At 35.3% G+C, this 26569-nt stretch carries 31 protein-coding genes; 3 read left to right on the forward strand and 28 right to left on the reverse strand.

Annotated elements, in window-relative coordinates:
• Positions 1–3: 3 nt before the first annotated feature.
• The 12 genes from FDY99_RS19415 to FDY99_RS19470 all read right to left on the reverse strand — a co-directional run bounded on the left by FDY99_RS19415 (position 4) and on the right by FDY99_RS19470 (position 12174).
• Positions 4–1848 (reverse strand): hypothetical protein, encoded by a 1845-nt coding sequence (locus tag FDY99_RS19415; protein ID WP_139423354.1) that lies wholly within the window; start codon positions 1846–1848, stop codon positions 4–6.
• Positions 1838–3883 carry a hypothetical protein gene (locus tag FDY99_RS19420; RefSeq protein WP_139423355.1) on the reverse strand — a complete coding sequence of 682 codons (2046 nt, stop codon included), beginning with the start codon at positions 3881–3883 and terminating at the stop codon, positions 1838–1840. The genes FDY99_RS19415 and FDY99_RS19420 overlap by 11 nt, the downstream gene beginning before the upstream one ends.
• Complete coding sequence (locus tag FDY99_RS19425) at positions 3859–4257, reverse strand: hypothetical protein (RefSeq protein WP_139423356.1); 399 nt, start codon at positions 4255–4257, stop codon at positions 3859–3861. Before FDY99_RS19425 ends, FDY99_RS19420 begins: the two co-directional genes overlap by 25 nt.
• Positions 4244–8377, reverse strand: coding sequence for a phage tail tape measure protein (locus tag FDY99_RS19430; RefSeq protein WP_139423357.1), 4134 nt, complete (start codon positions 8375–8377; stop codon positions 4244–4246). Before FDY99_RS19430 ends, FDY99_RS19425 begins: the two co-directional genes overlap by 14 nt.
• A 111-nt stretch (positions 8378–8488) precedes the next feature.
• Entirely contained in the window at positions 8489–8947 is a 459-nt protein-coding gene (locus FDY99_RS19435) for a hypothetical protein (RefSeq protein WP_139423358.1), read from the reverse strand.
• A gap of 160 nt (positions 8948–9107) precedes the next feature.
• Positions 9108–9413 (reverse strand): hypothetical protein, encoded by a 306-nt coding sequence (locus FDY99_RS19440; protein WP_139423359.1) that lies wholly within the window; start codon positions 9411–9413, stop codon positions 9108–9110.
• The gene (locus FDY99_RS19445) at positions 9406–9663 is read right to left on the reverse strand and encodes a hypothetical protein (RefSeq protein ID WP_139423360.1); all 258 of its coding nucleotides are present in this window, start codon (positions 9661–9663) and stop codon (positions 9406–9408) included. The genes FDY99_RS19440 and FDY99_RS19445 overlap by 8 nt, the downstream gene beginning before the upstream one ends.
• Positions 9647–9943 carry a hypothetical protein gene (locus tag FDY99_RS19450; RefSeq protein ID WP_139423361.1) on the reverse strand — a complete coding sequence of 99 codons (297 nt, stop codon included), beginning with the start codon at positions 9941–9943 and terminating at the stop codon, positions 9647–9649. Before FDY99_RS19450 ends, FDY99_RS19445 begins: the two co-directional genes overlap by 17 nt.
• Before the next feature lie 255 nt (positions 9944–10198).
• A complete protein-coding gene (locus FDY99_RS19455) occupies positions 10199–10525 on the reverse strand; it encodes a hypothetical protein (protein ID WP_139423362.1) in 327 nt (108 codons plus the stop codon).
• A 26-nt stretch (positions 10526–10551) separates the two neighbouring features.
• Positions 10552–10872 carry a hypothetical protein gene (locus tag FDY99_RS19460; protein ID WP_139423363.1) on the reverse strand — a complete coding sequence of 107 codons (321 nt, stop codon included), beginning with the start codon at positions 10870–10872 and terminating at the stop codon, positions 10552–10554.
• A 29-nt stretch (positions 10873–10901) separates the two neighbouring features.
• Positions 10902–11405: a hypothetical protein gene (locus tag FDY99_RS19465; protein WP_139423364.1), complete on the reverse strand. Its 504-nt coding sequence runs from the start codon at positions 11403–11405 to the stop codon at positions 10902–10904.
• Positions 11392–12174 (reverse strand): hypothetical protein, encoded by a 783-nt coding sequence (locus FDY99_RS19470; RefSeq protein WP_139423365.1) that lies wholly within the window; start codon positions 12172–12174, stop codon positions 11392–11394. Before FDY99_RS19470 ends, FDY99_RS19465 begins: the two co-directional genes overlap by 14 nt.
• Before the next feature lie 102 nt (positions 12175–12276).
• On the opposite strand from FDY99_RS19470, the gene FDY99_RS19475 reads away from it, so the two are divergent.
• Both FDY99_RS19475 and FDY99_RS19480 read left to right on the forward strand, forming a co-directional pair.
• Positions 12277–12543: a hypothetical protein gene (locus tag FDY99_RS19475; protein ID WP_139423366.1), complete on the forward strand. Its 267-nt coding sequence runs from the start codon at positions 12277–12279 to the stop codon at positions 12541–12543.
• 79 nt (positions 12544–12622) lie between these two features.
• Positions 12623–12973, forward strand: a complete 351-nt coding sequence (locus FDY99_RS19480) for a hypothetical protein (RefSeq protein ID WP_139423367.1) — start codon at positions 12623–12625, stop codon at positions 12971–12973.
• Positions 12974–13026: 53 nt separating this feature from the next.
• Here the strand turns inward: FDY99_RS19480 and FDY99_RS19485 are convergent, their stop codons facing one another.
• The 4 genes from FDY99_RS19485 to FDY99_RS19495 are packed head-to-tail and all read right to left on the reverse strand — an operon-like array spanning position 13027 to position 14829.
• The gene (locus tag FDY99_RS19485; protein WP_139423368.1) at positions 13027–13590 is read right to left on the reverse strand and encodes an N-acetylmuramoyl-L-alanine amidase; all 564 of its coding nucleotides are present in this window, start codon (positions 13588–13590) and stop codon (positions 13027–13029) included.
• A gap of 1 nt (position 13591) precedes the next feature.
• The gene (locus tag FDY99_RS23060) at positions 13592–13756 is read right to left on the reverse strand and encodes an Acb2/Tad1 domain-containing protein (protein WP_162304192.1); all 165 of its coding nucleotides are present in this window, start codon (positions 13754–13756) and stop codon (positions 13592–13594) included.
• Between the two features lie 4 nt (positions 13757–13760).
• The gene (locus FDY99_RS19490) at positions 13761–14243 is read right to left on the reverse strand and encodes a hypothetical protein (RefSeq protein ID WP_139423369.1); all 483 of its coding nucleotides are present in this window, start codon (positions 14241–14243) and stop codon (positions 13761–13763) included.
• 25 nt (positions 14244–14268) lie between these two features.
• On the reverse strand, positions 14269–14829 hold the full coding sequence (locus FDY99_RS19495) for a phage holin family protein (RefSeq protein WP_139423370.1): 561 nt from the start codon (positions 14827–14829) through the stop codon (positions 14269–14271).
• A 38-nt stretch (positions 14830–14867) separates the two neighbouring features.
• Between FDY99_RS19495 and FDY99_RS19500 the strand changes: the two genes are divergently transcribed.
• Positions 14868–15122: a hypothetical protein gene (locus FDY99_RS19500; RefSeq protein ID WP_139423371.1), complete on the forward strand. Its 255-nt coding sequence runs from the start codon at positions 14868–14870 to the stop codon at positions 15120–15122.
• Between the two features lie 4 nt (positions 15123–15126).
• On the opposite strand, the gene FDY99_RS19505 is transcribed toward FDY99_RS19500, so the two are convergent.
• The 12 genes from FDY99_RS19505 to FDY99_RS19560 all read right to left on the reverse strand — a co-directional run bounded on the left by FDY99_RS19505 (position 15127) and on the right by FDY99_RS19560 (position 26558).
• Positions 15127–17130, reverse strand: coding sequence for an SGNH/GDSL hydrolase family protein (locus tag FDY99_RS19505; protein WP_139423372.1), 2004 nt, complete (start codon positions 17128–17130; stop codon positions 15127–15129).
• A gap of 2 nt (positions 17131–17132) precedes the next feature.
• On the reverse strand, positions 17133–17684 hold the full coding sequence (locus FDY99_RS19510; RefSeq protein ID WP_139423373.1) for a hypothetical protein: 552 nt from the start codon (positions 17682–17684) through the stop codon (positions 17133–17135).
• Positions 17685–17762: 78 nt separating this feature from the next.
• Positions 17763–18653, reverse strand: coding sequence for a DUF6712 family protein (locus FDY99_RS19515; RefSeq protein ID WP_139423374.1), 891 nt, complete (start codon positions 18651–18653; stop codon positions 17763–17765).
• A gap of 33 nt (positions 18654–18686) precedes the next feature.
• Entirely contained in the window at positions 18687–20018 is a 1332-nt protein-coding gene (locus FDY99_RS19520; protein ID WP_139423375.1) for a hypothetical protein, read from the reverse strand.
• Between the two features lie 3 nt (positions 20019–20021).
• Complete coding sequence (locus FDY99_RS19525; protein WP_167494298.1) at positions 20022–20339, reverse strand: hypothetical protein; 318 nt, start codon at positions 20337–20339, stop codon at positions 20022–20024.
• A 374-nt stretch (positions 20340–20713) separates the two neighbouring features.
• Complete coding sequence (locus FDY99_RS19530) at positions 20714–22276, reverse strand: hypothetical protein (RefSeq protein WP_228448865.1); 1563 nt, start codon at positions 22274–22276, stop codon at positions 20714–20716.
• Positions 22269–22892: a hypothetical protein gene (locus FDY99_RS19535; protein ID WP_228448867.1), complete on the reverse strand. Its 624-nt coding sequence runs from the start codon at positions 22890–22892 to the stop codon at positions 22269–22271. Before FDY99_RS19535 ends, FDY99_RS19530 begins: the two co-directional genes overlap by 8 nt.
• Positions 22893–22988: 96 nt before the next feature.
• Positions 22989–23234: a hypothetical protein gene (locus FDY99_RS19540; protein ID WP_139423376.1), complete on the reverse strand. Its 246-nt coding sequence runs from the start codon at positions 23232–23234 to the stop codon at positions 22989–22991.
• Between the two features lie 28 nt (positions 23235–23262).
• Entirely contained in the window at positions 23263–24186 is a 924-nt protein-coding gene (locus FDY99_RS19545) for an amidoligase family protein (protein WP_139423377.1), read from the reverse strand.
• A 163-nt stretch (positions 24187–24349) separates the two neighbouring features.
• Positions 24350–25663 (reverse strand): DNA modification methylase, encoded by a 1314-nt coding sequence (locus FDY99_RS19550; protein WP_139423378.1) that lies wholly within the window; start codon positions 25661–25663, stop codon positions 24350–24352.
• 426 nt (positions 25664–26089) lie between these two features.
• Entirely contained in the window at positions 26090–26299 is a 210-nt protein-coding gene (locus FDY99_RS19555; protein WP_139423379.1) for a hypothetical protein, read from the reverse strand.
• Positions 26280–26558 (reverse strand): hypothetical protein, encoded by a 279-nt coding sequence (locus tag FDY99_RS19560; protein WP_139423380.1) that lies wholly within the window; start codon positions 26556–26558, stop codon positions 26280–26282. Before FDY99_RS19560 ends, FDY99_RS19555 begins: the two co-directional genes overlap by 20 nt.
• Positions 26559–26569 lie beyond the last annotated feature (11 nt).

A 26569-nucleotide genomic window follows, 5' to 3' on the forward strand; every position in this document is an offset into this window, starting at 1 on the left:
AGACTAATAAGTCTCCGTTTCAATGTCTACCATATAATATTGATCAGATTCAGAATTCTTTACCCAGGACTTGATCCAATGCTTTTTATTGTAAGCATAAATTTCGGACCTGATATTGTATTTTCTAAGTTTTGATTTCAATATTTTAAACGACCATTTGAAAGTCCAATTTCTTAATCTATTCAAAAACCAATCTTTTACGCTTTCTGCAAAAGCAATTCCGTGAAGCCCGTCGGGGTTTTTTGCATGATTATCTCCATTGTTATCCAGGCCATCATAATATACGAGCATAAAAGAATTACTCTCACTTAAAGCCCTAGCGGTTCTAACTGATCTGAAATCAAATAATGGAAGGCAGAATCCATTGATTTGAATTTCGGTTGTGTCCTTTGGAACTTCTTTTTTATTCAGCTCGTAACCATTTTCATCAAAAAATACAGATGGTAAATCTACTCCTTCGACTTCTGGAAATTTTATATTAAAATATGTTTTATCATTACGGCTTCGATCAGGATCTTCAACCTCAGTATCTCGAAAATCTTCTGGTTCCTTAGTTTTGTCAATAATGATCCTATTCATTACTGCAGTATTATTTTCAAATGATAAATCATAATTTCTAACATTCTTAATGAAGTTTACGAGTTCTCCAAAAGTCATGTCCGGAACGGCTCTTTTAAGATCAACCCGGTTAAAATTAAATACAAAAGGAATTGCATCTCCAGCAGCTGTATTTTGTCTCATCGGATTAATTTTAATATCAGCTACACCCGTGTTGACACCTTCAACATCAATAAGATCATAGGATACACGCCCGAAAAATTCTAAAGTTATCTCCGGCTTATCTTCAGCATCATCAATACCAACCTCAATTACCTGATCAAAATTTAAAAAAGCCTGTGTAGTGCCGCTTCCAATAGTGCTTAGAATGACGCCGTCTCTCTTAATTGATAACACACTATTTCCGTCATTATTTGTGAAGCAACGACCAATTATTCTATACTTTCCGGGAGCATCAATTTTAAATTTTTTAATCCAACGACCGAAAATATTGCCTGCAACCACTTCATTGTCATAAAATTCGTTGACAAAAACCAAACTCTTCTGATAGTTTTGCTCACCGGTAGTGTAATATTGTTCTGCAGAAAATAAGAGCCTCTGCTTTAGTACAGGATCTTCTAAAATATCTCCGGTTAAAATAAATCCTGCATCTTGAAAACCTACTTTTAAAACATGGAGTAAATAAGGAAGAGGATGCAAGATATTTTTGTTTACAACATCCCATCCATTCGAATTTTCCTGAATTTCATTTTTTGGAAATTCTTTAGTATTTGTAAGTGGATTTAATTTTCTTTCATTTATAAAAGAATTAAAATACTTCCAAGCTTCACTCTCCAGATCAAATTCTGAAGTGTACAATTTTGGAAAATTATAATTAGTTTCCGGATATTTTTTCGACACAATTTCATTTGCATGAGCATAAATATCATTTACCATTTTGTACTCCAGAGGAAGTTCTTTAATCTTCTTTTCAAAGTTTGGAAGTTCCTCAAACCCTGAATCTATCTGAATCACTGCATATTTTTTTCTGATTTTAGTAAATTGAAGTTCGCCCTTCATTATCTTTCCTTCAAAAACATGTGAACACTTATATTTTTTTTCTAGTTCTGCACTGATGATTGAAGAATAGTGCCCAGCTGTACTTAAAAAATTCCGATCATAAAAAAACTTAAAAGGCAATGTGTATTTTGTCCAAATACTATCTTTAAATCTTGGATTTTCTTCTGTGAAATTTGTTTCCAATCCTGATAAAGGAATTTCAAATTTTTCGGTTACTACCTTATCTTTCATCGTCTAAAATTTTAAATTCTAATTCCATACACAAAGTATTATCTTCGCCCTTTAGTTCATTTTTTTTACCAATAGGATAGGCTTTAAAGCGCTTTCCTTCAGAATATATAAAACAAAGCCTACTTGAAAGGATATCATCAATTAGACTGATTTCTTCTTTTAGAATCCACCCTGTATTGATGGTTAATGGTCTTGATTTATCAGTATCAAACTTTTCTTCAGGAAAATCTTTAGATTCACCAAGTAGGTGTTCAAGTTCTGCAGTTGGATTAACATATCCGGATCCGCTAAACCAATCAAAAACTAAATTTTGATTTTCCCACTCAATATGGATCGTATTCTCTGGATTTGGCAGCGGGATAAATAGCATTTCATTAGCCTCAATTAAATTGGTTTTGAGTGCATCTTTAAATTCACTTCGGAGAAAAGTGAATTGATCAACTGTAAACTTCGGAACATGAGCCGGCTTAAGGTTTTTGTATTGTTGAAATAACTTATTAATATCATCCTTCTCAGTAAGTCGATCTATACTCAGTTTCAAAATACTGTCTGAATACGTCGATCTAATATTGTGATCTGTAAAAAGAGGAAAATATTTAGGCTTTTTTCCAGGAGCGAAATAAACATTATTGACTGTGAATGTAGATAGAACCTGATCCTGATCATTAAGTTCTTCAAAGGTCATATTAACCAGGGCTAAATCATATTGATAAACCGGGTCTAAAGAATTAACTACATTTTTAGCTTTAATAAAAAAATCGTTAATCTCATTACCTGGATAGAACTCAGCTATTCCCTTGAAAAAAGGAATGGCATATTCTTGATTTTCTTGATAAGTTTCACCAAAACCTTTTAAATACATATCTAACGTCATTCTTACGTAAGTTGAACTTGAAGCTGTTTTAGTGATTAGAACTTTGTTTTTATCTTTCGCAAAATAGTAGGTTGAGCCACTGAAATCATGTTTAATCGACTCAATCACATTGATGGCCAACATTACTTTTCTTATCACGCTGCCAGACCTTAGCAATACTTCGCCGGAATAGTTACCAACTGCCAGTGATGATGAATTCACTGTTGTTATTTTCAAAATTCCGTTTACTATAACTGCTGATTCTATGAAGGATGGGATTGTGTCGACTGAAATATTTAAATTATTCGGATTAGAAATTGCAACATCAAAAGATTTTACTTCAGATAAATTCCGCTGTAATGAGAAATTGAGATTGGTAGGATTTACATAAAAAAGTGTAGCATCGTTAATTACTGCCAAATTAACGGTTACGTTTTTTGTGAATGATCCAATCTGTAAATTTACAGTACCAGAATAATTTCCTACAGCTTTAGCCTGAAGAACTGAATTATTTTGAAAAGTAAGATGTCGCTGCGAATTCACTGATTCCTGCAGTAAACTAATAAAAGGCTCAGAAGCTGTAACAGTTATTGGATCGGACACAAAAGCAATAATTTTAGAATCGCCGGACAAAGAATTATCTGCTTTATTAAAGCTCAAATTATAAACACTTTTGTCAGTAGGAATTCCGGTACCGGCTTGAACCGTTATTGAAATTTCAGTGTAAAACGATTCTAAAAAATTTTCCTGGTTATTTTGCAGACCATAAGCTTCAATTACTACAGGAATGATGTGCGTTCCTACAGATAAATTATCCAAATTCTGAAAATCACAGAATACTCTTTCAGTGATCAAGTTTGTTTGATTGAATGTATCCCCGACTAATTTAACAGATGTTAGATTCGCAAAGTCAACAGAATTTATATTTTTCTTCAGCTTAAAGCGAAAATTGGTATAGTTACTGTAAACAAATTCAAGCTCTGGAAATGTGATATCCTGGAATAATTGTCCCGGCGTAGATGTACCCATTTGCCACACTTTATTTAATTGAGAAGGAGTTATTTTCCAGTCTCTGATTGGGACTTCTGTTTGTGCTGAAACAATCGTACACATAGAGCCTCCTCCATGACCTGGAGGGCAAACAGTATAATACTGAGTTACAAATTTGGTTCTAATTGGCATAAGTATGGGATTTTGTCTTTATATAATTTTTTAGTTTTGTCAGTATTTCTCTCGAGATAATTCCAAATTTCAATTGCAAAATTTTGTAAATAAATTATCAGTCTTTCAGGACGCTCTTCTATCATTTTAGCCATCGGAAATAAAATATTTTTGTTTCTGATTAACTTCTGAAAACCGATCATTGAGACTATGAAATCAATATCTTTTATTCTGTATTCTTCAGTAAAATCACCGTTTAGAATTTTTGAAACGGATCCAACCAAATACAGATTTTCACCGGTGATCTCTCTAACATTTTTAACCAGGATATCACAATACTCATTCAATACCGGCGCTTCGAAAATCTCGAGATTTTGAAAATTATTTTCTTGCATTTCTACTCTCTATTTTGTCGCTTTTTTTGACAGCTGTTTTTATTAATTTTCCATTTTTCTCATTTGCAATCATGTAGGCAATGATTCCTTCATCATCTAATTTTCTAAGCAAAACCAAAAGTTCCTGAAGAACATAATTGTTTTGGATCATGTACTCGGTGCTTTGTGTATTAGGGGTATTTGGAGCGATATCATTTGTAGTGTTTTCAACAAGTCCTCCTTCAGCATAACCTTTATTATTACCTTGTCTGACGCTTTCCAGGTAGTCAATTACTTTTGCATATCGGGGATGTTCTACCATCCATTCAGGAGCAACCCATTCATTTGCGTGAACTACACCTGCAGGAACAGCTCCGGTTTCATCTGGAGAACCAAAGCCAGTTCCTGTGTGACCACCTTTAAAAAAACTTGGTTTATCAGGAAGAGGAGTACTCATTACAGTTCCTAACTGAATAGCACCTAAAGTTCCAATTACTACAGCTGCTATTGTTCCTCCAATCGGTCCGAGTTGACTGTAAGCCTGCATAATTGCCAAAGATGTACTTGCAACGATTTCGGCCACTTTAAGTGCTCGTTCTACCTTTGCCTGCTTGTAAGATATTTCAGCCTTTTTATTTGCGGTTTCTGCCTCGATGAGTTGTACTTTTTTGTTGTACTCTTCCTGGCTAATTAGTCCTTCATTTAATTGTCTTAACAGTTCTTTTTTCTTGTTAGAATTGTCTTTTTCAAATTTTGACATTTCACGATTGGCCAAATTTTGCTGAAGCTGAGCAAAACTTTGAAAAGCACTTGAAAGAGCTTGTACAACCATCCTAACGGCTGTGATTTTTCCTTTTGTCGTGTCAAGATTTTTCCAGGTATCTTCCCATTCTTTCGCCGAAAATCCGAGGATATCAATCTTTTCTTTTTCAGCATCGTTTTCCTCAACTACTTTTTTCGAATCGGCTTCATTTCCACCTTTCATGGCAGATTTTACACCGGTGATTCTGATATTTAATTCATCAAGATCTTTTTTTAATTTTGCAGTAGCTTCTGAAGAAAGAGAAGGATCATTAATTAGTTGATTAAGCAGTTTTTTTTGTTCCTCAAGAAACTTTAACTGAGAATCTAAATAAGCACGATCTGCATTTTCTCTGAGTGCTTTTTTTGCATCTTCCAAAGTCCGGATGTTTCTCAGCTCTAAATCCGTGAGCTTCAGATATTGCATCTCTGTAAGAGCCTCACGAGCCTGATCCATGGAAGTTATGTTGTTGATCATATCTTCCTGAGAATTTCTCTCTAGATCAGCTTTTCTTTGAAAGTTCTCAGCAGCCAGATCATAAGATGACATTTGCCACTTTTCCTCAATTCGTAAAAGATTGAAACCGTGGGTTTGGAACATTTGATCTTCAATCTGATTATTCAGACCGATAAGTTCTTGTCTCTTTTTATTGGTTTCCTGAAGCTGAGCAATTGCATTATCAAAATTTTTCTGAGCCTCCGGAGATTTAGTTTCTTTACGATCCCGCTGCAGCTTTAAAATTTCATCATCAGTTTTCTTGATCTGATTTTTAATTTCAGTATTTTGCTGGCCGATTTCAGATTTTCTATTTTCGTAATCCTGGATTTCGAGATCCCATTCCTTCTGTTTGCTTTCCTGAAGTATTTTAAATTCTTCGTCTTTCTTGGATCGCTCCAGCTCTAGAAATTTTTTGTCTGAATCAGCTTTTGCTTCCAGAGATTTGTTGTAAGCTTCACGGGCTTTTTCCAGATCATCATTCTTCTTTTTCTCAACTCCTGCAGTCTTGTCTTTCTTCGCATCCGGAACAACTATATTTTTTGGAACAACAACATTATCAGTGGGGGTATCATAAGTTGATAATTTTGTTATTTCATCACTAAGTTCACCAGCTTCATCGTTCAGGCTTTGAATCGCTTTATTTCTTTTTTCATAAATATATCCGTAAGTATCCATCATACTTTTGGCATAATCATCTCCATATTTTTTTCTCCAGGTATTAAATTGCTTTATTTGATTTTTATCAAGATTTTTCAACTCAGAAGGAGAAAGAAACGACATATTCCTATCGATCCAATCGCCGCCATCCTTCGCAAAATCTTTAATATCCTGATCTTCCAAATCGATTTTTTTCTCCGAAACTTCATCAAGTTTTTTGTTCAAAACTTTGATTCTTGAGTTACGTAGGAGCGCATCTGAATAGGCTTTAACAGCGTTGGTTGCTTCCTGAGTCTTTATGTTTTCAAGAGTTAGATTGCCCAGGTACTGAGGACTTAATTCGTTAAGTTTTTTGATTGCAGCACTTCGTTTCTCTTTTGAAACATTATCATCCTGAGCAACTTTTAAAAGTTGATTTAATTCATTTTTTTGCGAGACAATTCCCTTTTCAGATTCTTTATTTATTGCGTTGAGCTTTTTTTGTTTTTCAGCAGCTTCATCAATTGAATCTGAAAACATAACCATAGCAGTTACAACAGCTGTGATGACTGCGATTAAAACTCCTATAAGGTTAGCTTTTGTCGCAATATTAAACGCTCGCATCGCAACTGTAGCACGAACGGTATTTCCGGTTAATAGGGCTTTTGCGGCTGCATATAATAATGTGGCAGCTCGAGCGGTAGTATCCCAGAATACTTTTGCTTTTTGGACCAGATTATATACTAGAGTTTCACGAGTTGCATTTTTAGTTGTTAGAACCAAAATTAAAAGTGCAGCATTGTATCCAATTACAGCAGAAACAGCTACTATAAAAAGTTTGTAAAGAGCAGATAACCTCTCTTTGAAAATAATAATTCCGTCACCGGATTCATCAGTAACACCAGTTAACCAACCAACAGCCTGGATAAGACTTTCGAACCTATTAATGATGTTCGTAGACGTAAACATGTCTCCGAAAGCATTCTTTATTTTTTCAAGAATGGCTGGAGCGTTATTGTTTTTTTTGTTGAATTCATCGGTTAAAGACGTCATTTTATCCATCTCTTCACCGGCAGTTTGCATCGATCTTCTAAAGTCGTCAGTTCTATTCGCAGCAGCACCGATCACTTTCTGAACTTCCAGTGAGTTCAATTTTAGACTTTCAAAGATTTTAGAGGTCTCAGTTCCTGATACACCCTTCATTCCGGAGGCGAATCTTAAGAAGAATTCTTCCGGCTTTGTATTTAATAATTTTTCAGCTTCAGCAACTGACATCTGCATAGAAATAGCAAAACCTTCAATATTTCCTCCGGCTGTAGATAGAAAATTTGAGATACCTGAAGATGCAATCTGAGCATCGATTCCGGATTCTTCAAAAGCAGCTCCAAGACCCAATACCTTATCAATTGCAGGACGCAATGATTCGGGTAAGTTCCCGACCCGGAGTGTGAAATTTGCAATATTTCCTTCGCTCGCAGTTCCTTGAGCTGCCAAAGTATTCATTGCAGAACCAACTTTATTAATTGCGTCTGCATAAGTCAGTTCTTTTGTGCCGTTGAATAAGCCTTTGATTTTTCCTAGTTGATCAACTACGCCCTCAAGACCGCCATCAAAAGAATCTCCTAAAGCCACATAAGCTTTATCAACTTCCTGGACAAAATCTTTCATTTCCTCCAGAGGAACTCCCAAACGACCTCCAACTTCAGCAATTTTCAAACGTTCAAGCTTACCAGTTCTGGTATCCATCTCATCGAATTGAGTCCAGAGATTTTTAACTTGATCTGAAGACATCCCGGTTGTTTTCTCAACGTCAGTCATCGCGTCAGCAATTTTCAGAAGCTGATCAACAGTCGCTTTGCCTTTTGAAATCAAATTTTCAAAAAACATCGAAGCTGTATTTGCCGTAAAAACTTGTCTGAAGGTATCGCCGAAACTTATTAAGCCGTTACGGAACAGACCTAAAAAACCACGCGATCTATTAAGAGCGCCATCAAGTGTATTGATTTCATTTCGCACTTCTGCAAAGCGAGCTCGAGCTCTACTCAGTTGTTCTGCAGTTGCTGTAAATTCTCTGGTACCAACTGGAAGACGACGAAGATCACGCTCTAAACTTCGAGTGATTCGTTGGACATTCTGAAATGTATTTTGTACTTGATTTCCGTTGATATATAGAACTCCGGTTGTGGAGATTGTATTTCCTGCCATCTTGCTGTAAGAATTTCCTGCAAGATGTTATCTGAAGAGATTTTTAGAAAGGACAAAAAAACTGTGTACATCAAAAGCGTTTTTATGTACACAGTCTTCTAAGTATGTACATTAAATATTAGAAATGATTCTCCGGATATCAACCATAATTGCTTCTGATCTGAGCCTTACAATTTCATTCATGACAAATTCTTTCACGCCTGAAGCTTCCACGGCATCATCAATAAATGGTTGAGCTGCCATTTTCATCACATGAGCTTTAAAATTATAAGTTGTCTCCTGGGGACGGTGCCGAGTTCTGGATCCGGCATCTCTGACACCGTCAACTCCAAAATTTTGGATAAAGCCATGTTTGGCCATCTTAATCGCAAGACTTCGCATGAAAAACTTTTGATTCCCGGCTCTGGCAGTTCCATACTTTTTAAGTTTTGCGACCGATGTTGCATCTTTCAAAGATTTATCGCCTTCCTTTCGGTTTACATGATCAGCAAAGGAACTGGTTTTACTTCGCAGTGAAGCTTCCAACATTTGTTCAGCTTTGTCTGCAACTTCACGTTCGTTATTGTACATTGATTTTATTTTGAGCTAAAATAAAAACTCCGGATATCCTTGTAAAGGACTCCGGAGTAGGGAATGTTTGTGTAATTCTGTAAACTAATTGAAAACTAAATTTTTAAGACTAATTTAAAAACTGTAACAAGAGTTTTTTGATGCAGAATAAAAGTGTAAATTAAGTTCTTTCGTAAAGATTCCAAACTAAAATTCTACCGACTTCTTGCTCTTCAGAAATTTCTTCAGTCCACTGTGTTTTCTTTTTAATTATAACTTTTTCAGTTAGAATTTTCTGAGAATGTTTAAATCCTAATTCTTTCAAAATATCAAAAACATCATGCTGTGTAATAGGTTCATTGGGTATCACACCTCGAAACCAATTTAAGACAGCACCGGTTTGCATTTGAATATTATCACCTCCATCTGGAGTGGGTGAATAATACTGAAGGATAATATCCTTCATTTCTTCTTTGTAATCATCCATGAGCTTCAGGTTTTAAAATTAGCATTAACGACTTAAATTTAGCCGGATTTCTGTTAATAACATGGTACAAAGAATTAAGATTTGAAAGTTGATTTTTTATTAATTTCTCGTGATTTTCAACAACATCGTTGTCAATTCCTAAATTAACAATTACTTCATTTAAATCAGCTCTTAATTCTGCACTTGAATTCATGACATCGTAGAAATCTTCTAGCCAGTCAGAGAATGCCTCATTAAATTGCTTTGCCATGACCTTCGTATTTTTCGTTAAAATTTTTGATCATGTTCACATAGGCGAGGTCGAAAGTAGGACCGAAAGCAAATGCAGTTCTTTTGGTGGTATAAGAACTGAAGAGACATTTTACAATGCCGGCTTCCATGTAGCTGGAGGAAATGGTGCCATTATTCTGTTTAAGAAAATCAAAATTCTTTGATAGAATTGGTCTTTCAGATAATAATCTGGTTTGTCTTCTTCTTCCTAAAAACTTACTTAAGCTTCTGTTTTTAGTTGTTTTGGATGGGTTTCGCATTTTATATTTATTTAAAAATTGTTTTCAAATAAACCAAGAAAGAAAAGAAAGTCTTGATTTTCTTGGCAGTCGCGAAACCCAATCATCCGAAGAAGATATCCAATACTCATCAAGACCTAAGTCTTATTTTTATCGTAAAAAGTTAGTTGAAGATTTTTAGGACTTCTTCAGGTCAACTGGGTTTCGCTGTAGCAAAGATATATAAAAAAAACAATCTGCAAAATTTATTGCAGATTGTTTTTATGTTTAGTGTTCTTAACCTATAACCGGAGACTTGTAATAACATAGACATATCGCAAGATCAAGATCAATGTCTTGGGATTCAAAATGCTTCTTAAAAAAATCTCTTTCAAATGTACTTTCCATCAACTCGTGAGCTACCTCCAAAATATCCAAAGCCATCTCAATGTTTCGAACCGCACACAGATAAGTAGCTATTTCATTTTTATCATTAGTTAGTTTAAAGTTATGTCTTGCTTGTATTCCCATTCCTTCGAATGGAAGCCCATCCACCAGGAAACCTTTATTACTTTTTGCGAGATCGGAAATGTTTTTTGCATGTGTTCTAACTGTAGTATTCATAAATTATAATTTTTTCTAAAATTACATCATTTTGAATATTTTGCCAAATAGATAGCTGAAATAGCAGCTTGTTTTGTTACGCCAATGTTCGTATCTGCATTGTCAATTACATGTCTTAAAATTTGCATTTCTGTGACCGGTTCAGGATATTCCTCTTTAATTTTTTTCTTTAACGTAATCAAGCACGAAGTAAGACCATTTAAGTTCTTTTCACTTTCCGAAAGTTTATATTTAGAAAGAATCATTCTTATCAGCGGTTTAATTTCCTGAACTTTCGGAAAACCATCAAATTCTACAGACATCACTGTATATGGATCAACCTTGATAGTGTTTTTTTGCTTTTTCATATTTTTTTCCAAATATAAATATTGTCTGATCACTGACAAATATCTTCTAAATCTTTCCAGTCTGCAAAATCAACCTTTAACGGCTGCTTATTTTTAAGATTAAATAAAACATCAACACCAAAATCACCTGCAGATAATTCGACCGGTTTGATCTCGACAGAATCTTTCAGGAAGGCGTTGTACAAAAAATGATCAGAATTGAAAGATTCGTATCTCATCCTTGCGAGTATTTTTATGGCCAATTGCTCAGCATCATGAATTGCCTGGTACTGAGCATCAAGATCGCCGGGTTTAATTTTGTTAAACATAATCGCAAAACCAATTTTTCTCACAGCGACTGAGTTATCGTTTTGTCCGTCGAAGCCTAATGTATATCTGAAGAGCGCTAGAACCGGCGATTTTAAGCCCTTTACAGATGATGTTTTAGAACTCCATTCTCTCTCAAAAAAACCAACGAAATCATTAAGAAACGTTGACTGCATTACTAAATTTTCGAAGTAATTTTTCACTTCCAAATAACTATTTTCTTTCATTTGATTGGGCTTTTGCTTTTGCGCGGTGATATAAAATACTTTCTGACAGTACGCTTAAGAACTCGTACACACGGACTTTATTGACATCTTGTTTTTTTCCTAAAGGCTGAAGCTCGTCCATTGACATCCCTATAATAATTTTATCGAATGGAATAAACTGATCATCTTTTTTGGTGAATACGGGTTGCAGTTTTTTTTCTTCAGAATCCTTTTTTGCTTCAGGAAAAACGACTTTAAAGGTTTTTGAAATTTCATTCCTGGTGAAGAGATAGGCGAGGGCTATAACCTCCATTTGCTTCACCGGAATTTTTCTTGTGATGGCATCTACAGCAGCGATATCTAAATCATCGTATTCTTCTTTGATTCTGTACAACGATGCTACAAGTCTCTTTAAATTAAGAGTTGTCCGATCTTTATTCCAAAAGTAGAAGTACGTGTCGATTGCATTAAATTGACGGACTGTAATGTCACCAATTGCGTCAGCTGGTTTAATTAAGCCGGGGATATCCGGGAATGAATAAAAATCTGCTTTCTCTTTGATGAAAGTTGTGTATTTACTGAGTTCTGATAATGGAACGTTTCTCCGGAGCTTATCCCAATTATACAGATCAGAATTTGAAGTTGATTTTTGGTAAATGATGATAATCATTTGAATGTAAGCTTCTGAGAAGTCCTCAACCGGAGTGTTTAAATAAAGATGTGCGATCTCCTGAAGCTGCCATTCGTTAAGGCCATCCCACGATTTTGCGATCTCGATATATTCTGCCATTCTTTTAATTTGATGGCAATATTGGATATCTTCTGACAGGTAAAAAGGACAAACTTTCCAAAAAATTTTCAAGAATTTTCCAAAGTTTTTTAATTTTGAAGAATGAAACTAAGAGCTATTATTGCAGAGGCAGTTCTGCCTGAATCCTTTTTAATTGTTATAAAATTTGAAGGCGATAACAGAAATAAAAAATTTCATGTCGCTTGCTCATTTAATCCTTTTCAAAAAGGAATGAGAATCTTCGAGACCTGGGAACTTATATTGAAGTTAGATAGCGAGGAAGTTATTACCGATGGTTTTGTAAAATATGAGACTATTTTGACTTGTGATAAAGCTTCACCGGTGGAAGAGATTGGAAAAGGAAAATAATATTTTAAAAAAGACTTTTCTTTTAAAAATATTTAAACTATATTTTTTTATAAGTTTATCATATTAAACTTTTTAAACTATGAACGAATTTAATTTCAGTGAGGTCTTCAATAAATATGAAGATAAAATAGGAGAGATCACTACAAATTACATTAATGACCTGAAAAGTCAGAATTTATCGCATTTTGATATGACTAGTTATATGACTCACAAAATAGTCGAATTAGAATCCGATTTGACCAACGAGTTGTCTCAATTTGCAACCACGTATGTTAATGATACAGCAGACCTGAGAGCGCAACAATTAATCACTACTGATCCGACGGTTTTGATTAGCTTTCAAATTCATATAAATATGCCGAAAATCAAACTATTAATAGCTATGTACAATCATGAAGCCGATATTGTAATGAGACGATTCATTCCATAACTAATGTAAAACAATAAAAAAGAGTATCAAACTTTGATACTCTTTTTTACTGATTAAACTAAATCGTCATATTTTTTCAAAATATTCGCAAGACCTTTTCCGATGACATCTTTAAATGATACAATACTTTCAACAGCTCCGATTCCTGTAATGAAATCAACTTCTACCAAAACCGAAATTCCGGATCCGAGATTCAGAATTCCAATTCGAGAATGCTGAGAGTTATTTTCAGGCTTCACTCCACGATTTTTAATTCCTAGTGTTTGACTCAAAAATTCATTAACCTCGTTCGCCATTTTGTAAGAATTTGAATTTTTGCTTTCAAAATCTTTTTTGTTGACATAACACTCAACGCCGCGAGTCGTATTGCTTACTGCAGCGTTCAAATGGATATCAAAAACAACTGAACCTGAAGCCGGTTTAATTCTGGTTTGATACTGCTTGTTTGTTTCCCAATCTTTATCTACAACGATGTTTTTGTCCTCACTGTAATCAACGATTGAATCGCGGATGATCTTAGTGATATCGGCCTCCTTGTGGCCATTTGCTACGGCTCCCGGATCAGCATTGTTGTGACCTGCAGAAACGTATGTTCTTAATGGAGAAAATTGTATCATATTATTTGTCAAAAATTGATTTTACAGCCCACATTTTTGCGGTTTCTAAGTTTGTGATCGCTACAGCTCTCGATCTTGGATCAAGCTCAGTGTTATCATTTAGCGTTTTCTTAAGCTCTTCGAACTTCTTTTCAAATTCAGCTTTTGTTTCTAAAGGTGATTTCATTCTTTTATTGTTTGTTGATTAATCTTAAATACCAATTACTTTTCTTTAACCAGTTCCAGAGCCACCGCAATATTTCCCGGAGCATAAATCCGGCAAACAAAATATAGTACCAGGGATAGGCTTCTTTGTATTTATCAACGTATCTAGTCACAGTTTTATAAGTGGTTTGCGATTTGTAAGTTATATGAGACCAATAGGTAGTTATGGTATTGGTTTCGGTAGTTCGTACAACTTCTTTCTTCTCTGATTTCTTTTCAAAATTGATTTCTGCATTGGTAGTTCCGTGAAAGAGCTGACCATCTGGAGAAGTAAAATTGAAATAAGAATTTTGGCCATTTACAGGTTTTACTGAAATATTGTAGCCATCATTCACAATCCGTATTGAAGCATTTTCAAAAGTCCGGATGTTTGTATTTCCTCCAGATGATTCTGTGAAATCTATTTTTTCAGTTCCTTCAGAAGTTGAAGTCAATTTGTTTTTTTTCATTGATCCACATGAGATCAATAAAAAACTAAGCAGCGTTATTAAGATCGTTTTCATCGTTTAATTTTTCAATTTTTTTAATTTTCATGTTTAAAATTTTTGTCAGCGTTACAGCTGCTCTAATTTCCATCTTTGCCATGTTTTCGGCGATACTCAGAAGAATGAATATTCCTATGGTCAAGACAAAGGAGTAGTGTATTGTAGCTACGGTTCCGACGCCCATGTCTTTAATCCAGTCCGGAGTGATAGCAGAAGTTTCCAGTCCTCTTTTAAAAGTATTGGTTAAGAAGATCACGGAAAACATCACGAATGGCTTAAATATCCCCCTGAAGAAACGATCACTTTCAAATTTCCCATCTAAATAGACAAGATTTGCATAAAGACCGACACCCAGATCTACTAAGGTTCCTGCGGCGAAGAAAACCCACAGCAACATCGAAATACCACTGTGAGTTTCAATAAATCCGGAGAAGATCCCGAAAGTCAGCGAGCTCGCAAAAATACTTCCAAATAATGGGTGGTATTTTCCGAAGAAATCAGCAACATTTAGGAAACCCATGAGCTGAAGAATATAGTTTATTGTTTTCATTGTATAATTTTTTCATATTTTCGCAGTAAATAAAACTGATGATTAAATTTTTTAACAGCCTGATCAATCTATTTAGTTCAAATTCTGCAAGAAATATTGACAAGAATTTGGCTTATTACCAACGAGAGGCTAAAAATTATCATTTAGATACTTCGCATCTTCAAAACTTGGAAGTTTCTATTAAAAACACTGAAGATCCAAAACTGAAGCATCAACTTAAAGTTGAATTAAAAAATTTGTTAGAATCATTGGTTTTTAGTAGCCCTGAAGGTCAATCAGACAGAGCTTGGTAGTACACTATTTAAGAATCTCCGGAATATCTATAAAAACACGTTTCAGCATTTCTTGACAACCAACTTCAATCGGATGAAGGTTATCGTAAAACAATGCAGAATTAATATTTTGTCCGTTATTGTTTAGAGATGTTGCCAAATTAAATTTGAATCCAATCTCACTTTCTTTAACTGCTTGAATTATTCTACTATTGATAGTATTGTGATCAGATCCATTAGTGCAAGTCAACAAACAAAATTTGGGATTTATTCCAGCTGCCAGACACTTATCTCTTAAAATTGTATAGTTTTCGACAGTTGCATTGTTAATATTATTGATTCCTATTAAAAAAATGGCGTATTTAGGTTTTAAAATTCCTAACTCACTATCAAACTTGTTAATAATATCAACAAGTGTTTGCCCGCTTCTTGCACAGACTCCCAATGATCCTTTAATATGTGGTTCCATCAGTTTACACCATCTTTTAGACTTATCATAAACCATTATTCCTTCGGTAATCGAATCACCTAAAATTATAGTATCAAAATATCTTTTTAAAGAAAATATTTTTAGATCCTTTATTGAAATTATACCTCCTGAGTTTGTGTAGAAGGAATATGATTGCTGCTGTCTTCCACCAGACCATCCATTAAAAATCAGTTGAGATTTTGCGCCACTTATTGTATCGATAACAATTAATGTATGAAGCATATCTTCAAAACGCAGTTCAACAAGATATTCACGACCGGCCACATACGGTATCAAATTTTCTTCCTTTAAAACTGAAACATCAGAAACACCTGCAGTTGCAATTTCTGCATTAGGCCATTGACCTAACAAGACATTAAATATTTTTAATTTTCCCTCAGCAAAATTTATAGCAAACATACTTGCACCATCATCATTAACTGCATACCAGTTTTTTAGTTCTATTCTAAAATCTGTATTTGCAGATGGCAGAATCCTAAAAATAATTTTTCGTTGATTTAAATTATAATCCTTTCTAAGAATTAAATTGTTATTTCTCCCGTTTATTGTTGATGTAATTTTTTTATTTGCTGTATCCAATTGCCATGATGACCCTAAGAAAACTGGATTAGGTTTGGAAAAATCTTCAGCAAAAAGTAATTTGATAGTTTCATCATCAGTTTGACTTAGTTTTGATTCTATTAATTCATTGATTTTGCCTTTAACTACAACCGTATTCGAAGCAGAACTAAAGGTATATTCCAGTGGCATTGTGATGTCAAAAACTCCCAATGGATTGTTTGCATGAGTATCTACACCCTTACCTGTATTGTCATAATAGAATTTACCAGAACCTTCTGATGCCATTCCTATCCTATTGTTTGCAGGTAAATTTAGATTCAGATTTTGAAAAACATTATCACCATCTATCGAGAGATTTAATGTAGTTAGAAGAGTAGGATTAAATTGTTCATCTACAGTGTAAAGCTTAATTGTACTGAATCCTCGTATTCTAATTCTACTTATAATAGTGTCCACATTTGACGGAACAATCATAGGCGTGTAAATAATTCCATTTTGTGCGGAACCGGTTCCTTCTGTGAAAAAACTCCAATCAGAATTACTGGAAGCAATACTTTCTCCAGCGACTTTTACCCCGCCAAAATATTCGACATCTAATAACTTTGCTGAAACCGCATGTTCAGAATCGGTCTTATCATAGGACTGAGCCATTGATAATCCTTGAATTTCAATTTCAGATTTATCCCATGCTAATCCATCATAAGAAAGAATATTAAAATTTTTGCCTAAAAATGTGAATCCACCATAGTTAGGATATGTCCCTTCTTTTGCAATAAACCATTTTGATTGTCCTGGTGTAGTTGATATGATATCAGAAGCTTTAACAATACCGCCAAAAGACGAAGTTAACATTGCATCATCAGGAATTATACTTGCAATTGAATTTAAAATTAAATTCATTACTTGTCCTGTTATTTCCTGAACGCCATTACCGGTAATGTATTCATTTATAGCGGCAATAAGTTGTTGTTTGTTCATTTCTAAGGTGAGAGTTTATTTTTAAAAAAATCATTATTAAAATCGTTATTGAAGTCACCAGGTATGGCTAAATGATCAATTGAGGAGCTGTATAGAAAAACCGGTGAATTGCAATTAATACCGATGGCCGCACCAGATATATCTTCATATTTTTTGGCGGTTCCAGCTTCAGAAGTGTCAATAAATGCTCTATTGCGCATGTGTCCAATCTGCCAATTATTTCCATTTGAATCCTGAATAAAAAATACAAAAGGAATATTTTTACCTCTTTCTAGAAATCCGAGAATTGAGGGTAAGAATCCCAAAATGTAAATTGACAGATTTCCTCTAGTTTTTTTGCGCCCTGCATTTCCTGAAATAAAAGCTTTCAATTCGTTTTCATCGATAAGAATATCAATGCAGCTTAGCTTTCTATCTTTTCTCATCAGGATTTGATCAGTAATGATGATCTCAGATTCCAAACTTTCTGAAGGTTTAGGAAGTGGAGTAGTAAAGAAAAATTCTTCCGGAGCATAAAATAATTTACATTTTACTCCTGAATTATATTCTCGCAAATACGAATATTTTATGTCTTGAAAGTCAATCATTACTCCACAAAAAAACCGATATCGTTATCGGTTCAAAAGGACGTTTTATGTTAAATAAATTCCTGAAGCTTTCGCCTGAATTTTTCGGTCCGGAATAGGCCCCGAATAACAAGGGAATTCATCGATATGGGTTTTTATATAGTCAGTAATCACTTTTACAGTTGAATCTCCAAGCTTCAAAAATTGTTTTCCGGACATAGCTTTCTCATCGAAGCTTAAAACCTGTGATTTTTGCCATGGAAGTTCCTCGTATTGTATTGCTACAGCATTCTGAAGAAACACGAAATTTGGTAGCAGTGAAGCGTAGTAGAGCGAATAATATACGTTCGCTTGTTTTAGAATTTTGTAGAGATTGGGTTTAGTTTTAATTTGATCCAAACAATCTGGCTGAATTTTATCCAAAATGTTAAGCGCATAAGCTTGCTCTAAAAAACTCTGCAGTAATGAAAAAACTTTCGGAGAATTTTTTATTGAATAAATCTTTTCAAACTCATCCGGAGTTTTAATATCTCCGGAAACATTTTCAAAAAAAGGAATTCTTTGTTTTAAAGCTTCTACAAACGAAAGTTTAGTGATTGCTTCGGAAAATAATTTGTCGGCAAATTTCAGCAACGACAAGCCCAAATCCCGAACGTCCCACCATGGTGCAGACTTTGTTTTACCTTCAGTAAATTGTTGAACACCATAATTGGTGATATGAACTTTAATTTTTGGAATTGAAAAAACGAAAGAGTAGTGTGTAGCTGCTTTCGTAAGTAGTCTACAAATTTCTTTTTCCACTTCTAACTCAGATTCTTTCAAATCCAAATAAACATCAATTGGGATAATTTCAAAAATTTCTCCAAATCCAAGCTCCTGATCAACGAGATCCCAATCAAAATTTTGTGGTAAAATAAAATAATTTTGAATCTCATCTTTTGAAATATAATGTTCCATATTTTCGGCGCAGTTTTCTGCATAAGTTTTTTGTTAATTAACTACTTTCTCTTGTCCGTTTTTATTTTTGTCCAAGGTTGTAAGATTGATGTTGGGAAATTTTCCAAAAACCGTCGGATCCCATGAGTTCCAGAACTTAATATTTTCAAAAATCTGAAGTGTTCTGATTTGTTTAATTGGAAGTTTTGCGCAAAGAATTGTCCAGGCTTCACGCTTATCGGATCCGGAACCGGACAATGTCTTTCCTCCGAACGCTCCGCCAGTGATTAAACATGGATCAACACCCATTGCTGTAAGAAGCTCGTAATTTGCTGCAGAACTATCTAAAAGAAAATCGCCATTACCTTGAGGTTGCTTAATCTCATCAATCTGAATACCCTTGATCTCTTTTCCGTTTTCATCCCGGAAGAACGGCGATATAATGGATTTTCCTCCACCTTTTGCGCCTTTTAATTCTGTATCAATGAGATTTACCAGATCATCTCTTTTCTGTTGTTTTTCTAATGGAGAAAAAGCATCCCAATCTTCCTGATAAATATGTTTGAAATAATCGTCAGCAATATGAATTAGATATTTTACGCTGAGTTGCTGATCGAACATTGCTTTTTTAAAAGCCGGAATTGCCAGAACTACATCAACCCATCCGTTTTTAAATGAGGCGTGCCACCCAACGGACGGATAAGATTTTTCGATAAGAAGAGTATCAATAACCGGAATAGTAAATCGGACAATTCCCTTTTCTTTACAGTAAGCTTTGACTTCTTCGATAGGTATATTAGCTCCAAAACATGGAATTACTGCAGTATTTTCTGTCTTATAATTTCCCCAGTCGGTATTGACACCAATATTGTTTATGATCCCATTTTTATCAGGAACTTCAAAACGGCATTCGGCTGCTTTTAATCGTCTAACAGAAATAATTTTATCTCCATTGGGAGAAAGTAGGTACTCAGGAAAAGCGACTCTGAAAGTTTCAAAATCTGTGATAATTTCAGAATTGAATATGTCGAATTTTGTTCGATAGTAGAAGGCAGCGATATCCGGAAACGAGCTCACTAATCTTTCTTTAAAAATTATAGCCTCTTCAGTTTCCTGACCTTGATAAAGTCTAAAGCCGGTGCCAAAATGAGCAGCTGTAAGAACTTCAAGACCACCGACCGCTACACCGGTCATTTTTAGTTTTGCAGCGAACTCTTGAGGGTACAAATTGTTATCACCCCAGGGTAACCACTTATTATCAATAAGCGTTTCTGTATTGGTAATTTTGAGATTTGAGTGTTGTGGTTCGCCTTTGACTTTATTAAAAAAAATTGCTGTCTGATTAGAGCGCCCTCCAACGGAATAAATTCCCTGAGAAATTTTCATAGTCTAAACGACATCAACGCCGTTGAATTTAATGATGAATAAAATGTGAATTTTCTTTATACCTTCATTCGTTTTAAGGTTTCTGGTACGGTTGGCAAAATGATTAGGATTCTTGAAATCAATTTTTTGAGATAGACGAATAAGTCCGGGCTTTTTCGGTGGTTGCATTAGTACAGCATTTTCATAAGTGACCAATCGACCGCCGGATTTATTTTGACTGTTATAGGTTCTTACAGTAACATCAAAAGGGATAGGATTTTTGTGTTCATCCAACCTTCTCATTTCCGTGAGAACATCACTCAAAAGTATCTCATTTTGCATACTGCGAATATCAACCTGACACCTGACGAAATAAAGGACACTATTTAAAAGCGATAATTTACACCCTCGTTTCTCATGGTCATTTTTTTTAAGTATCAATAATTCAAATTTTTAGCAAAATTTTGAGGGGTCATTCTCAACGCTTTTTCTCATTGAATGAGGTTGACCCACACAGTCGCCTTATACCTTTCTACAATTGCAGTTTTCGATTTTTACGAAATATGCCAGGGCAAAATCTCAAAAAACGCCCTCACAGAGCGTATAAAGCCGATTTTCGTGAAATTTCAATGAAAATTGATGCAAATCCGGACCCCGACACGAGTCGCGGGACGTTGACGCGCCGATTCGACACGAAAAAACCTGCGTTGTGCAGGTTATTTCAGTATTAAATTGGTAACAGGGAATGATGAGTGTCTTCGAAGGTTGATCAGGTGCCAGAACTGCCAGAACAAACAGTAATCAAGCGTATCACTAAAGTGAGTTGCATGTTCCTGAAGAGTAGTAGTGCTTCTCTCAGAGCCTTTATCTTTTTCAAATGCATCATTACCTTTCAGCGGTGCATTCTCCATTGATATAATAAGGTTAGGACAGTTATCGCTATTGATTCTTACAGCTGGCAGCATTACATTTGTTTCAGATAAGATCGCATTGATGAGCTTATACTTATCAGCATGAGCCGGGTTGTTTGTATTAGGAGTCTTATTAATAACCTTCCATCCGGCCATTCGTAGCTTATTCATAACATCCTCGGCCAATGTGGTCTTTGAGTTGGCCTCCTTCTTATTTCCATACTTATCGTAATACAAATGGATCTCGTTTGAACTGGCCTTATGTGACTCATAATAATCAATGAAGTCCTGTATCAGATCATCCAGGATATCAGGATTCTTCCGGTAGAATTCTTTAATGAAGTTTACTTTGTTCTGAGACTTCAGATATTGAGATACTGTCAGACAGTTGATCTTTCCACCAAAGTCAAGATTAACCTGAAGCGGTTGTCCTCGTACCAAATCATCATCATACTTACAGCTCGGCTTGAAGGTTTCACTAAGTTCTAACCCAACCATTGCAATATTATATTTATAGTTATAATAATGCACTGGAGGCTTTAGTTGAGCATAGAAGCCGTCCTGTACTCCGATAGGATCAATGTTTAAGATTTCGGCATTAAAGAGCGTCTTTGACAGTGCCTCTTTCTCCATGTCATTAATCCATCCATCCTTCAGGTTGTGAGCATTGACATAAGCATTTGCTTTAATAAACAAATGTTTCTTCAGATGTACTGGAACTTTGTTTCTTACTTCCTCCAGGTGAAGTTTCTCTCTATGATGAATCCATTCACCCTTTTTGGTCATAGGAACCGAGGTCACAAAGATTTGAGCGTGTAACATCGGTCTGTTTTCAAAGATGGCTTTCTTTGCTCTGTTAGTCGTGATAACGTTGTTGTAGAGGCGCTCATAAGTTAGTAGCGCTGCTTCATCTCCAATTACCCAGTAAGCATTAATACCACGACCGGAATCTTTGTTGTCTAGCGAGACCATAACTGCAATTGTACCGTTGCTGAAATGAATGACATTACCCCAAGAATCCGGAGCCTGAAACGGCATCTCGAAGCCTAAATCTTTACCACATTTTCCGACAACATAATCGATCCCTTCGTAAAGACCGAACATTTCCATTCCTTCTTTTGTAGATGGAAGAGTTCTAGTCTTGATCTGAACGAAGGTTTCGCCTACAATTACTCCGGTTGATCTAGGCAGCCATTTCACAGCTGTCTTGATCGCATCACCTAAAATTGTAGACTTTCCGGTTCCCCTGGCAGCCTTAACCGTAATGTTTGGAATCTTAATGGTATTGATCGCAAAATCAACTGCAACCTGCATCAGGTTCAGTTCTATATCCCGGATTGGAAGATTGTATTTTGAAAAATTACTCATCGTCCTCCGTCTCTTCTACATTTTCATCGGCCTCTTTCCAGGATACATCTTCAGCTCCGATCTTATTGAAATCAACCACACCTCCTTCAAACATTGCTTTAAGCATGTTGTTTGCACCTCTTGGAAGATTAAGTTTGTAAACTGAAGCTTCAAGTTTTTTAGGATCGACAGTTGATTCTTTATGATCAAAGTCAAATAAAGCAGTGTAAGAATCCAAGGCTTTTCGTGCAGATTCTTCATTTCCTTTCTTTAAGGCCATTTGGTAGAGATTCCAATAATTCTCTACTAATACCATCCTTTCTGCGGCAAGATTTATTTTATCAATCGAGCCAAAAAGCTCCATAGCCAACGAGTAATCACGGTAAGCGGTTGCTTGAGATACGTTGTGATCCCGGATCAGAATTTTAACAGATTGTGCCGGAGAATATTTGTTGTTAAGTCGAAGACTCCAGATGTGAACGAGTCTGTCTTTCCGGAGAATTTCTTCAGGCGTCAGTTCCACCGAATCTTCATCGATGTACCAGGCTTTAATTCTCTGAAATGTGTTGTCTTTGGTAAATTTTACAATATCCATGACAGCGAAAATATCATCGCAAATCAGGTCAATAAAGGACATAAAAAAAGCCTGACAAGTGTCAGGCTTAAGTGTGTAAATAATTGAATTTAAACTTGCAACAGCAAATTTATAGTGTTACCTTAGACATGGTCTCTTCTAGTTAAGACCAACCGTTTCGGTGATTTTTATGTGATTTTCTTTTATCAAATCCTCTACAAATTCTGTGACTGAATTTGCTCTGATATTTTCATCATTTGTCAAAACTGCACGACGTGAATAATTAACCATAAATTCTTCAATCGTTTTTTCTTTTTGAAATGAATTCTGCCAAAGAAAAAGCACGATATCATAATTTGATATTGCCGTAAATTCTTTGTTGTCAATGATAATCTTTACCCTCATAATCTGAGGGTAAAGGTAATCATTTTTACTATGCAAGCGAAAGCTCTCTGTCTTCGAAAAATTCCTGTAAATTTTCATCTAGTATTTGGTTTAAGTCGGTTATTAAAATATTTTGCTTAGAAAATTCTACAAGCCTAGCGCAAATTAAAATCCAATTTTTTATTTTCAAAAAATTAGTGCTAGCACCGTGCTGTCTGAATTCTACCGTTCCGTGTCTTTGAAAGCTTTGTAAGTTTAATTTATAGTATCTGCTTCCGAAATATTGAGCCATTTGATTTACCGTTTGGCAGTTGTCTATTTTTTCAAAAAGCGTGGTTCTTCCGAGGCTTTTAAATCCTTTGCAATATCTGTTTGCGTTTGCCCTTCTGCTTGAGGGCATAATTTTGTCTATTTGCTCCTCAATCAAAAATTGGTTTTTTACAAGTGTTTTGAAATTTTCTATCGAATAATCATTTGCGTCAAGGTGAACGTGAACTCCGCAGGTTGTATTTACTTGAGCGTTGCTTTGTCTCAAGGCTTTGCAGGCTTTTCTAAAATCTGCTAGGCCTTCTTTTCCCTGTAAAATTGGGCTTACCATTTCTTGAGCGTTGATTCCCCTTATTGAAGCGTCCGATACAAATTTCCAGTGTGGTCTGCTTGAGTGGTTGTAGCTTTCGGTTCTGGCTTCAAGGCCTGAATTTCTAAAGTTTTGCGTTAGGCTTGGATTTGCTCCAAAAAATTCAATTTCTACTCCAAATTTTCTTGTAAATTCAAATTCAAAATTTATCGGTGTAGTTGGTTGTGGGTTGGCGGTTCTTGCTTCGTTCCATTTTTTCCAAATGTTGTAAGAAAAGCCTCTGTTACCGTTACAAATTAAATCAGCGACCTGAAGTCTGGTGAAGCCTAAGTCGAATAATGCTTCTCCTTTTTTCGTTTTTGTCCAGTTGCTGTTTAAAATTTCTTCGCGTGTCATATCGTATTGTTTTCTAATTATTTACAAGTCTAAGTACGCTCTAAACCGTCAAACACGCAAGTCATAAGTGCTTTATTTTCAATAAAAAAGCCTGACTAATGTCAGGCTTCGCAATGTCTTAAAGACCATGTCTAAGATAAATAAAATAAGGTGCAGAAGCAAGTTATTCTGCTACTATCTGGGGCAATAATTCATCAATCTGCTCATTTGTGAGCTTTGTACCATTTCTTCTGATTTCATACGTCAGGTTGTTATCTTTCATGTAATGGATCCAACGACGGGCGATCACATCTGCAAACCTTGGATCCAACTCAATCCCGCGGCATTGTCTCCAGGTCATTTCACAAGCGATCAAAGTTGATCCGGATCCAAGGAAAGAATCTCCGACGATATCCTTTTGTTTTGATGAATTTTTAATCAGGTAACTCACAATATCCAAAGGCTTCATTGTTGGATGATCGGCATTGCGCAGCGGCTTATTGAATTCTAAGATTGTGGATTGTTTTCGGTCCGAAAACCATGGATGCGAAGCGCCTTCTTTCCAGCCGTACAGAATTGGCTCATGCTTCCAATGATAATCCTGACGACCCATTACGATTGAGTTTTTTGCCCAAATCAAGCATTGCGATAATTTGTATCCGGATTGCTTCAGGGCATTTCGGAAATTAGCACCTTCAGAATCTGCATGAAATACATAAATAGGTGCTCCAAGCTCGGCGTTAATAAAACATTCCTGGTAGAAAAGATATAAGAAACTGAAGAACTCATCGTTCGACATATTATCATTTTTAATCTTCAATTTATCCTTTGTCCCACCTTCGTAGTTTACGTTGTAAGGCGGGTCTGTAACGATTAGGTTGAATTTGTCGTCTCCTAGAATTTTTTTGTAATTTTCTGAAAGTGTAGAATCTCCACACGTAAAAACGTGCTTAATTCCTTTTTGAGTAGATATCAGTTCGTAGACATCGCCTTCGACGGTTCTAGGAACTGCAGGTGGTTCCGGATCAAAGTCTTGTTCCTCTTCATCCGGAACAAATGCATTATCTTTCAAAAATTCTTCAAACGCTCCTAAATCCATTCCGATATCTTCCAGATCAATATCCTGGAAAAATTCTTCGATCTTACTCCAGTCGAATTCACCATTGTGAATATTTGATCTCAGCATGTATTCTTTGAATTCCTCCTCAGATAATTTCCGGTTGGGAACTCTCACATCGATAAGATCATCACCACGTTTCAGGATAAATAAAGCAGCTACTCTCTGATGTCCGGCGAGTAAAATATTATCGAAATCAATCACCGGTATTTCAACCAGGTTAAATTTCTCCAGGCTTTTCTTAAGCCGTAATAATTCCTCTTCAGATATTTGCCTTGGATTAAAATCACAAGGGATTAATTCGGACACCGTTCTTTGCACGGTGTACCATTCTAATGGGGATGAAATAATTTTTTCATCACTTAACTTGTCAGTTCTCATTTTATAACTAAATTTGCTCATCTCACTTTTCAAATACACAAAGACCCCAGACAGAAGACTTTTATAGTCCTCCGCATGGGGTCTTTGTACTCAATATTTGAAAGGTGAGATTTTTGAATTTTGCGGAGGACGTTTCTTCCTCCTTGAGAATTTGTTCAAATGAAGTGAGATCAGCACACTGAGTAAAGGACAAAAAAAACTATCAACAATTGCTGAGAGTCTGTTTTAGCAGAAATTTACTAATCCTTTTTTTGTTTGTCATATTGATGAATGCTGTATCTTGTTAGCTCATACATTTTATTAAAATCGTCCTGTATCATATCAATCAATTTTTGAATAATAATTAATCTCACTGAAGTTTCGTTTCGCCGGCTTAACCGGATCATTTTTCTAAGCCTCTTCTTTCTTTTTCTCAAAATAATTCTATTAAAAGTAAGCAATCCAAGAAGCACAAGAACCCACAAAATCAAAAGTCACATTTAATGTTTTATTCGAGTCTTTGAATTGTTTTGTAAGACGTGAAGATATTCCAACACCGATTGATTGGCCAGACAGATTAATGAAAATTTCATTTTTTGTTTCTCGGTAATAAATTCCCATTTTTTTTAATCGTCTCTTACTGTAGAGTTTTTTCATCTCTTTTTAAATAATGTTCAAGTAAATAATTGAGTTTTGAACCAGAAATTATTTTTTTAAACTTCTTAAGACTGGGCGTTTTACCGTCATAAAGTCTTTCAGTAAGAGGGTTGTATTGTAAATCGATGAATAATTTATCTTCAAAAAAAGCGAAATAAACATCTATATCTCTCTGACCTACGAAACTGTATATCTCAGGACTAAGATCACTCACATGAGCTCCTAACATTTCTAAAAAAGTTTGTATTTCTTTTTTCATGGGAACAAATA

Origin of the sequence: Chryseobacterium mulctrae (assembly GCF_006175945.1) — a bacterium.
GTDB classification, from domain to species: Bacteria; Bacteroidota; Bacteroidia; order Flavobacteriales; family Weeksellaceae; genus Chryseobacterium; species Chryseobacterium mulctrae.

Bases quoted from the DNA above. Each gene is read 5' to 3' on its own strand.
- FDY99_RS19485 (WP_139423368.1), bottom strand. From the start codon at position 13,590: ATGATACAATTTTCTCCATTAAGAACATACGTTTCTGCAGGTCACAAC.
- FDY99_RS19415 (WP_139423354.1), bottom strand. From the start codon at position 1,848: ATGAAAGATAAGGTAGTAACCGAAAAATTTGAAATTCCTTTATCAGGA.
- FDY99_RS19465 (WP_139423364.1), bottom strand. From the start codon at position 11,405: ATGAAAGAAAATAGTTATTTGGAAGTGAAAAATTACTTCGAAAATTTA.
- FDY99_RS19425 (WP_139423356.1), bottom strand. From the start codon at position 4,257: ATGCAAGAAAATAATTTTCAAAATCTCGAGATTTTCGAAGCGCCGGTA.
- FDY99_RS19530 (WP_228448865.1), bottom strand. From the start codon at position 22,276: ATGAGTAATTTTTCAAAATACAATCTTCCAATCCGGGATATAGAACTG.
- FDY99_RS19445 (WP_139423360.1), bottom strand. From the start codon at position 9,663: ATGGCAAAGCAATTTAATGAGGCATTCTCTGACTGGCTAGAAGATTTC.
- FDY99_RS19420 (WP_139423355.1), bottom strand. From the start codon at position 3,883: ATGCCAATTAGAACCAAATTTGTAACTCAGTATTATACTGTTTGCCCT.
- FDY99_RS19555 (WP_139423379.1), bottom strand. From the start codon at position 26,299: ATGAAAAAACTCTACAGTAAGAGACGATTAAAAAAAATGGGAATTTAT.
- FDY99_RS19490 (WP_139423369.1), bottom strand. From the start codon at position 14,243: ATGAAAAAAAACAAATTGACTTCAACTTCTGAAGGAACTGAAAAAATA.
- FDY99_RS19550 (WP_139423378.1), bottom strand. From the start codon at position 25,663: ATGAGAACTGACAAGTTAAGTGATGAAAAAATTATTTCATCCCCATTA.
- FDY99_RS19430 (WP_139423357.1), bottom strand. From the start codon at position 8,377: ATGGCAGGAAATACAATCTCCACAACCGGAGTTCTATATATCAACGGA.
- FDY99_RS19435 (WP_139423358.1), bottom strand. From the start codon at position 8,947: ATGTACAATAACGAACGTGAAGTTGCAGACAAAGCTGAACAAATGTTG.
- FDY99_RS19505 (WP_139423372.1), bottom strand. From the start codon at position 17,130: ATGAACAAACAACAACTTATTGCCGCTATAAATGAATACATTACCGGT.
- FDY99_RS19440 (WP_139423359.1), bottom strand. From the start codon at position 9,413: ATGGATGATTACAAAGAAGAAATGAAGGATATTATCCTTCAGTATTAT.
- FDY99_RS19525 (WP_167494298.1), bottom strand. From the start codon at position 20,339: ATGCAAAATGAGATACTTTTGAGTGATGTTCTCACGGAAATGAGAAGG.
- FDY99_RS19535 (WP_228448867.1), bottom strand. From the start codon at position 22,892: ATGTCCTTTATTGACCTGATTTGCGATGATATTTTCGCTGTCATGGAT.
- FDY99_RS19455 (WP_139423362.1), bottom strand. From the start codon at position 10,525: ATGAATACTACAGTTAGAACACATGCAAAAAACATTTCCGATCTCGCA.
- FDY99_RS19460 (WP_139423363.1), bottom strand. From the start codon at position 10,872: ATGAAAAAGCAAAAAAACACTATCAAGGTTGATCCATATACAGTGATG.
- FDY99_RS19500 (WP_139423371.1), top strand. From the start codon at position 14,868: ATGATTAAATTTTTTAACAGCCTGATCAATCTATTTAGTTCAAATTCT.
- FDY99_RS23060 (WP_162304192.1), bottom strand. From the start codon at position 13,756: ATGAAATCACCTTTAGAAACAAAAGCTGAATTTGAAAAGAAGTTCGAA.
- FDY99_RS19470 (WP_139423365.1), bottom strand. From the start codon at position 12,174: ATGGCAGAATATATCGAGATCGCAAAATCGTGGGATGGCCTTAACGAA.
- FDY99_RS19495 (WP_139423370.1), bottom strand. From the start codon at position 14,829: ATGAAAACAATAAACTATATTCTTCAGCTCATGGGTTTCCTAAATGTT.
- FDY99_RS19520 (WP_139423375.1), bottom strand. From the start codon at position 20,018: ATGAAAATTTCTCAGGGAATTTATTCCGTTGGAGGGCGCTCTAATCAG.
- FDY99_RS19560 (WP_139423380.1), bottom strand. From the start codon at position 26,558: ATGAAAAAAGAAATACAAACTTTTTTAGAAATGTTAGGAGCTCATGTG.
- FDY99_RS19475 (WP_139423366.1), top strand. From the start codon at position 12,277: ATGAAACTAAGAGCTATTATTGCAGAGGCAGTTCTGCCTGAATCCTTT.
- FDY99_RS19450 (WP_139423361.1), bottom strand. From the start codon at position 9,943: ATGCGAAACCCATCCAAAACAACTAAAAACAGAAGCTTAAGTAAGTTT.
- FDY99_RS19540 (WP_139423376.1), bottom strand. From the start codon at position 23,234: ATGAGGGTAAAGATTATCATTGACAACAAAGAATTTACGGCAATATCA.
- FDY99_RS19480 (WP_139423367.1), top strand. From the start codon at position 12,623: ATGAACGAATTTAATTTCAGTGAGGTCTTCAATAAATATGAAGATAAA.
- FDY99_RS19515 (WP_139423374.1), bottom strand. From the start codon at position 18,653: ATGGAACATTATATTTCAAAAGATGAGATTCAAAATTATTTTATTTTA.
- FDY99_RS19545 (WP_139423377.1), bottom strand. From the start codon at position 24,186: ATGACACGCGAAGAAATTTTAAACAGCAACTGGACAAAAACGAAAAAA.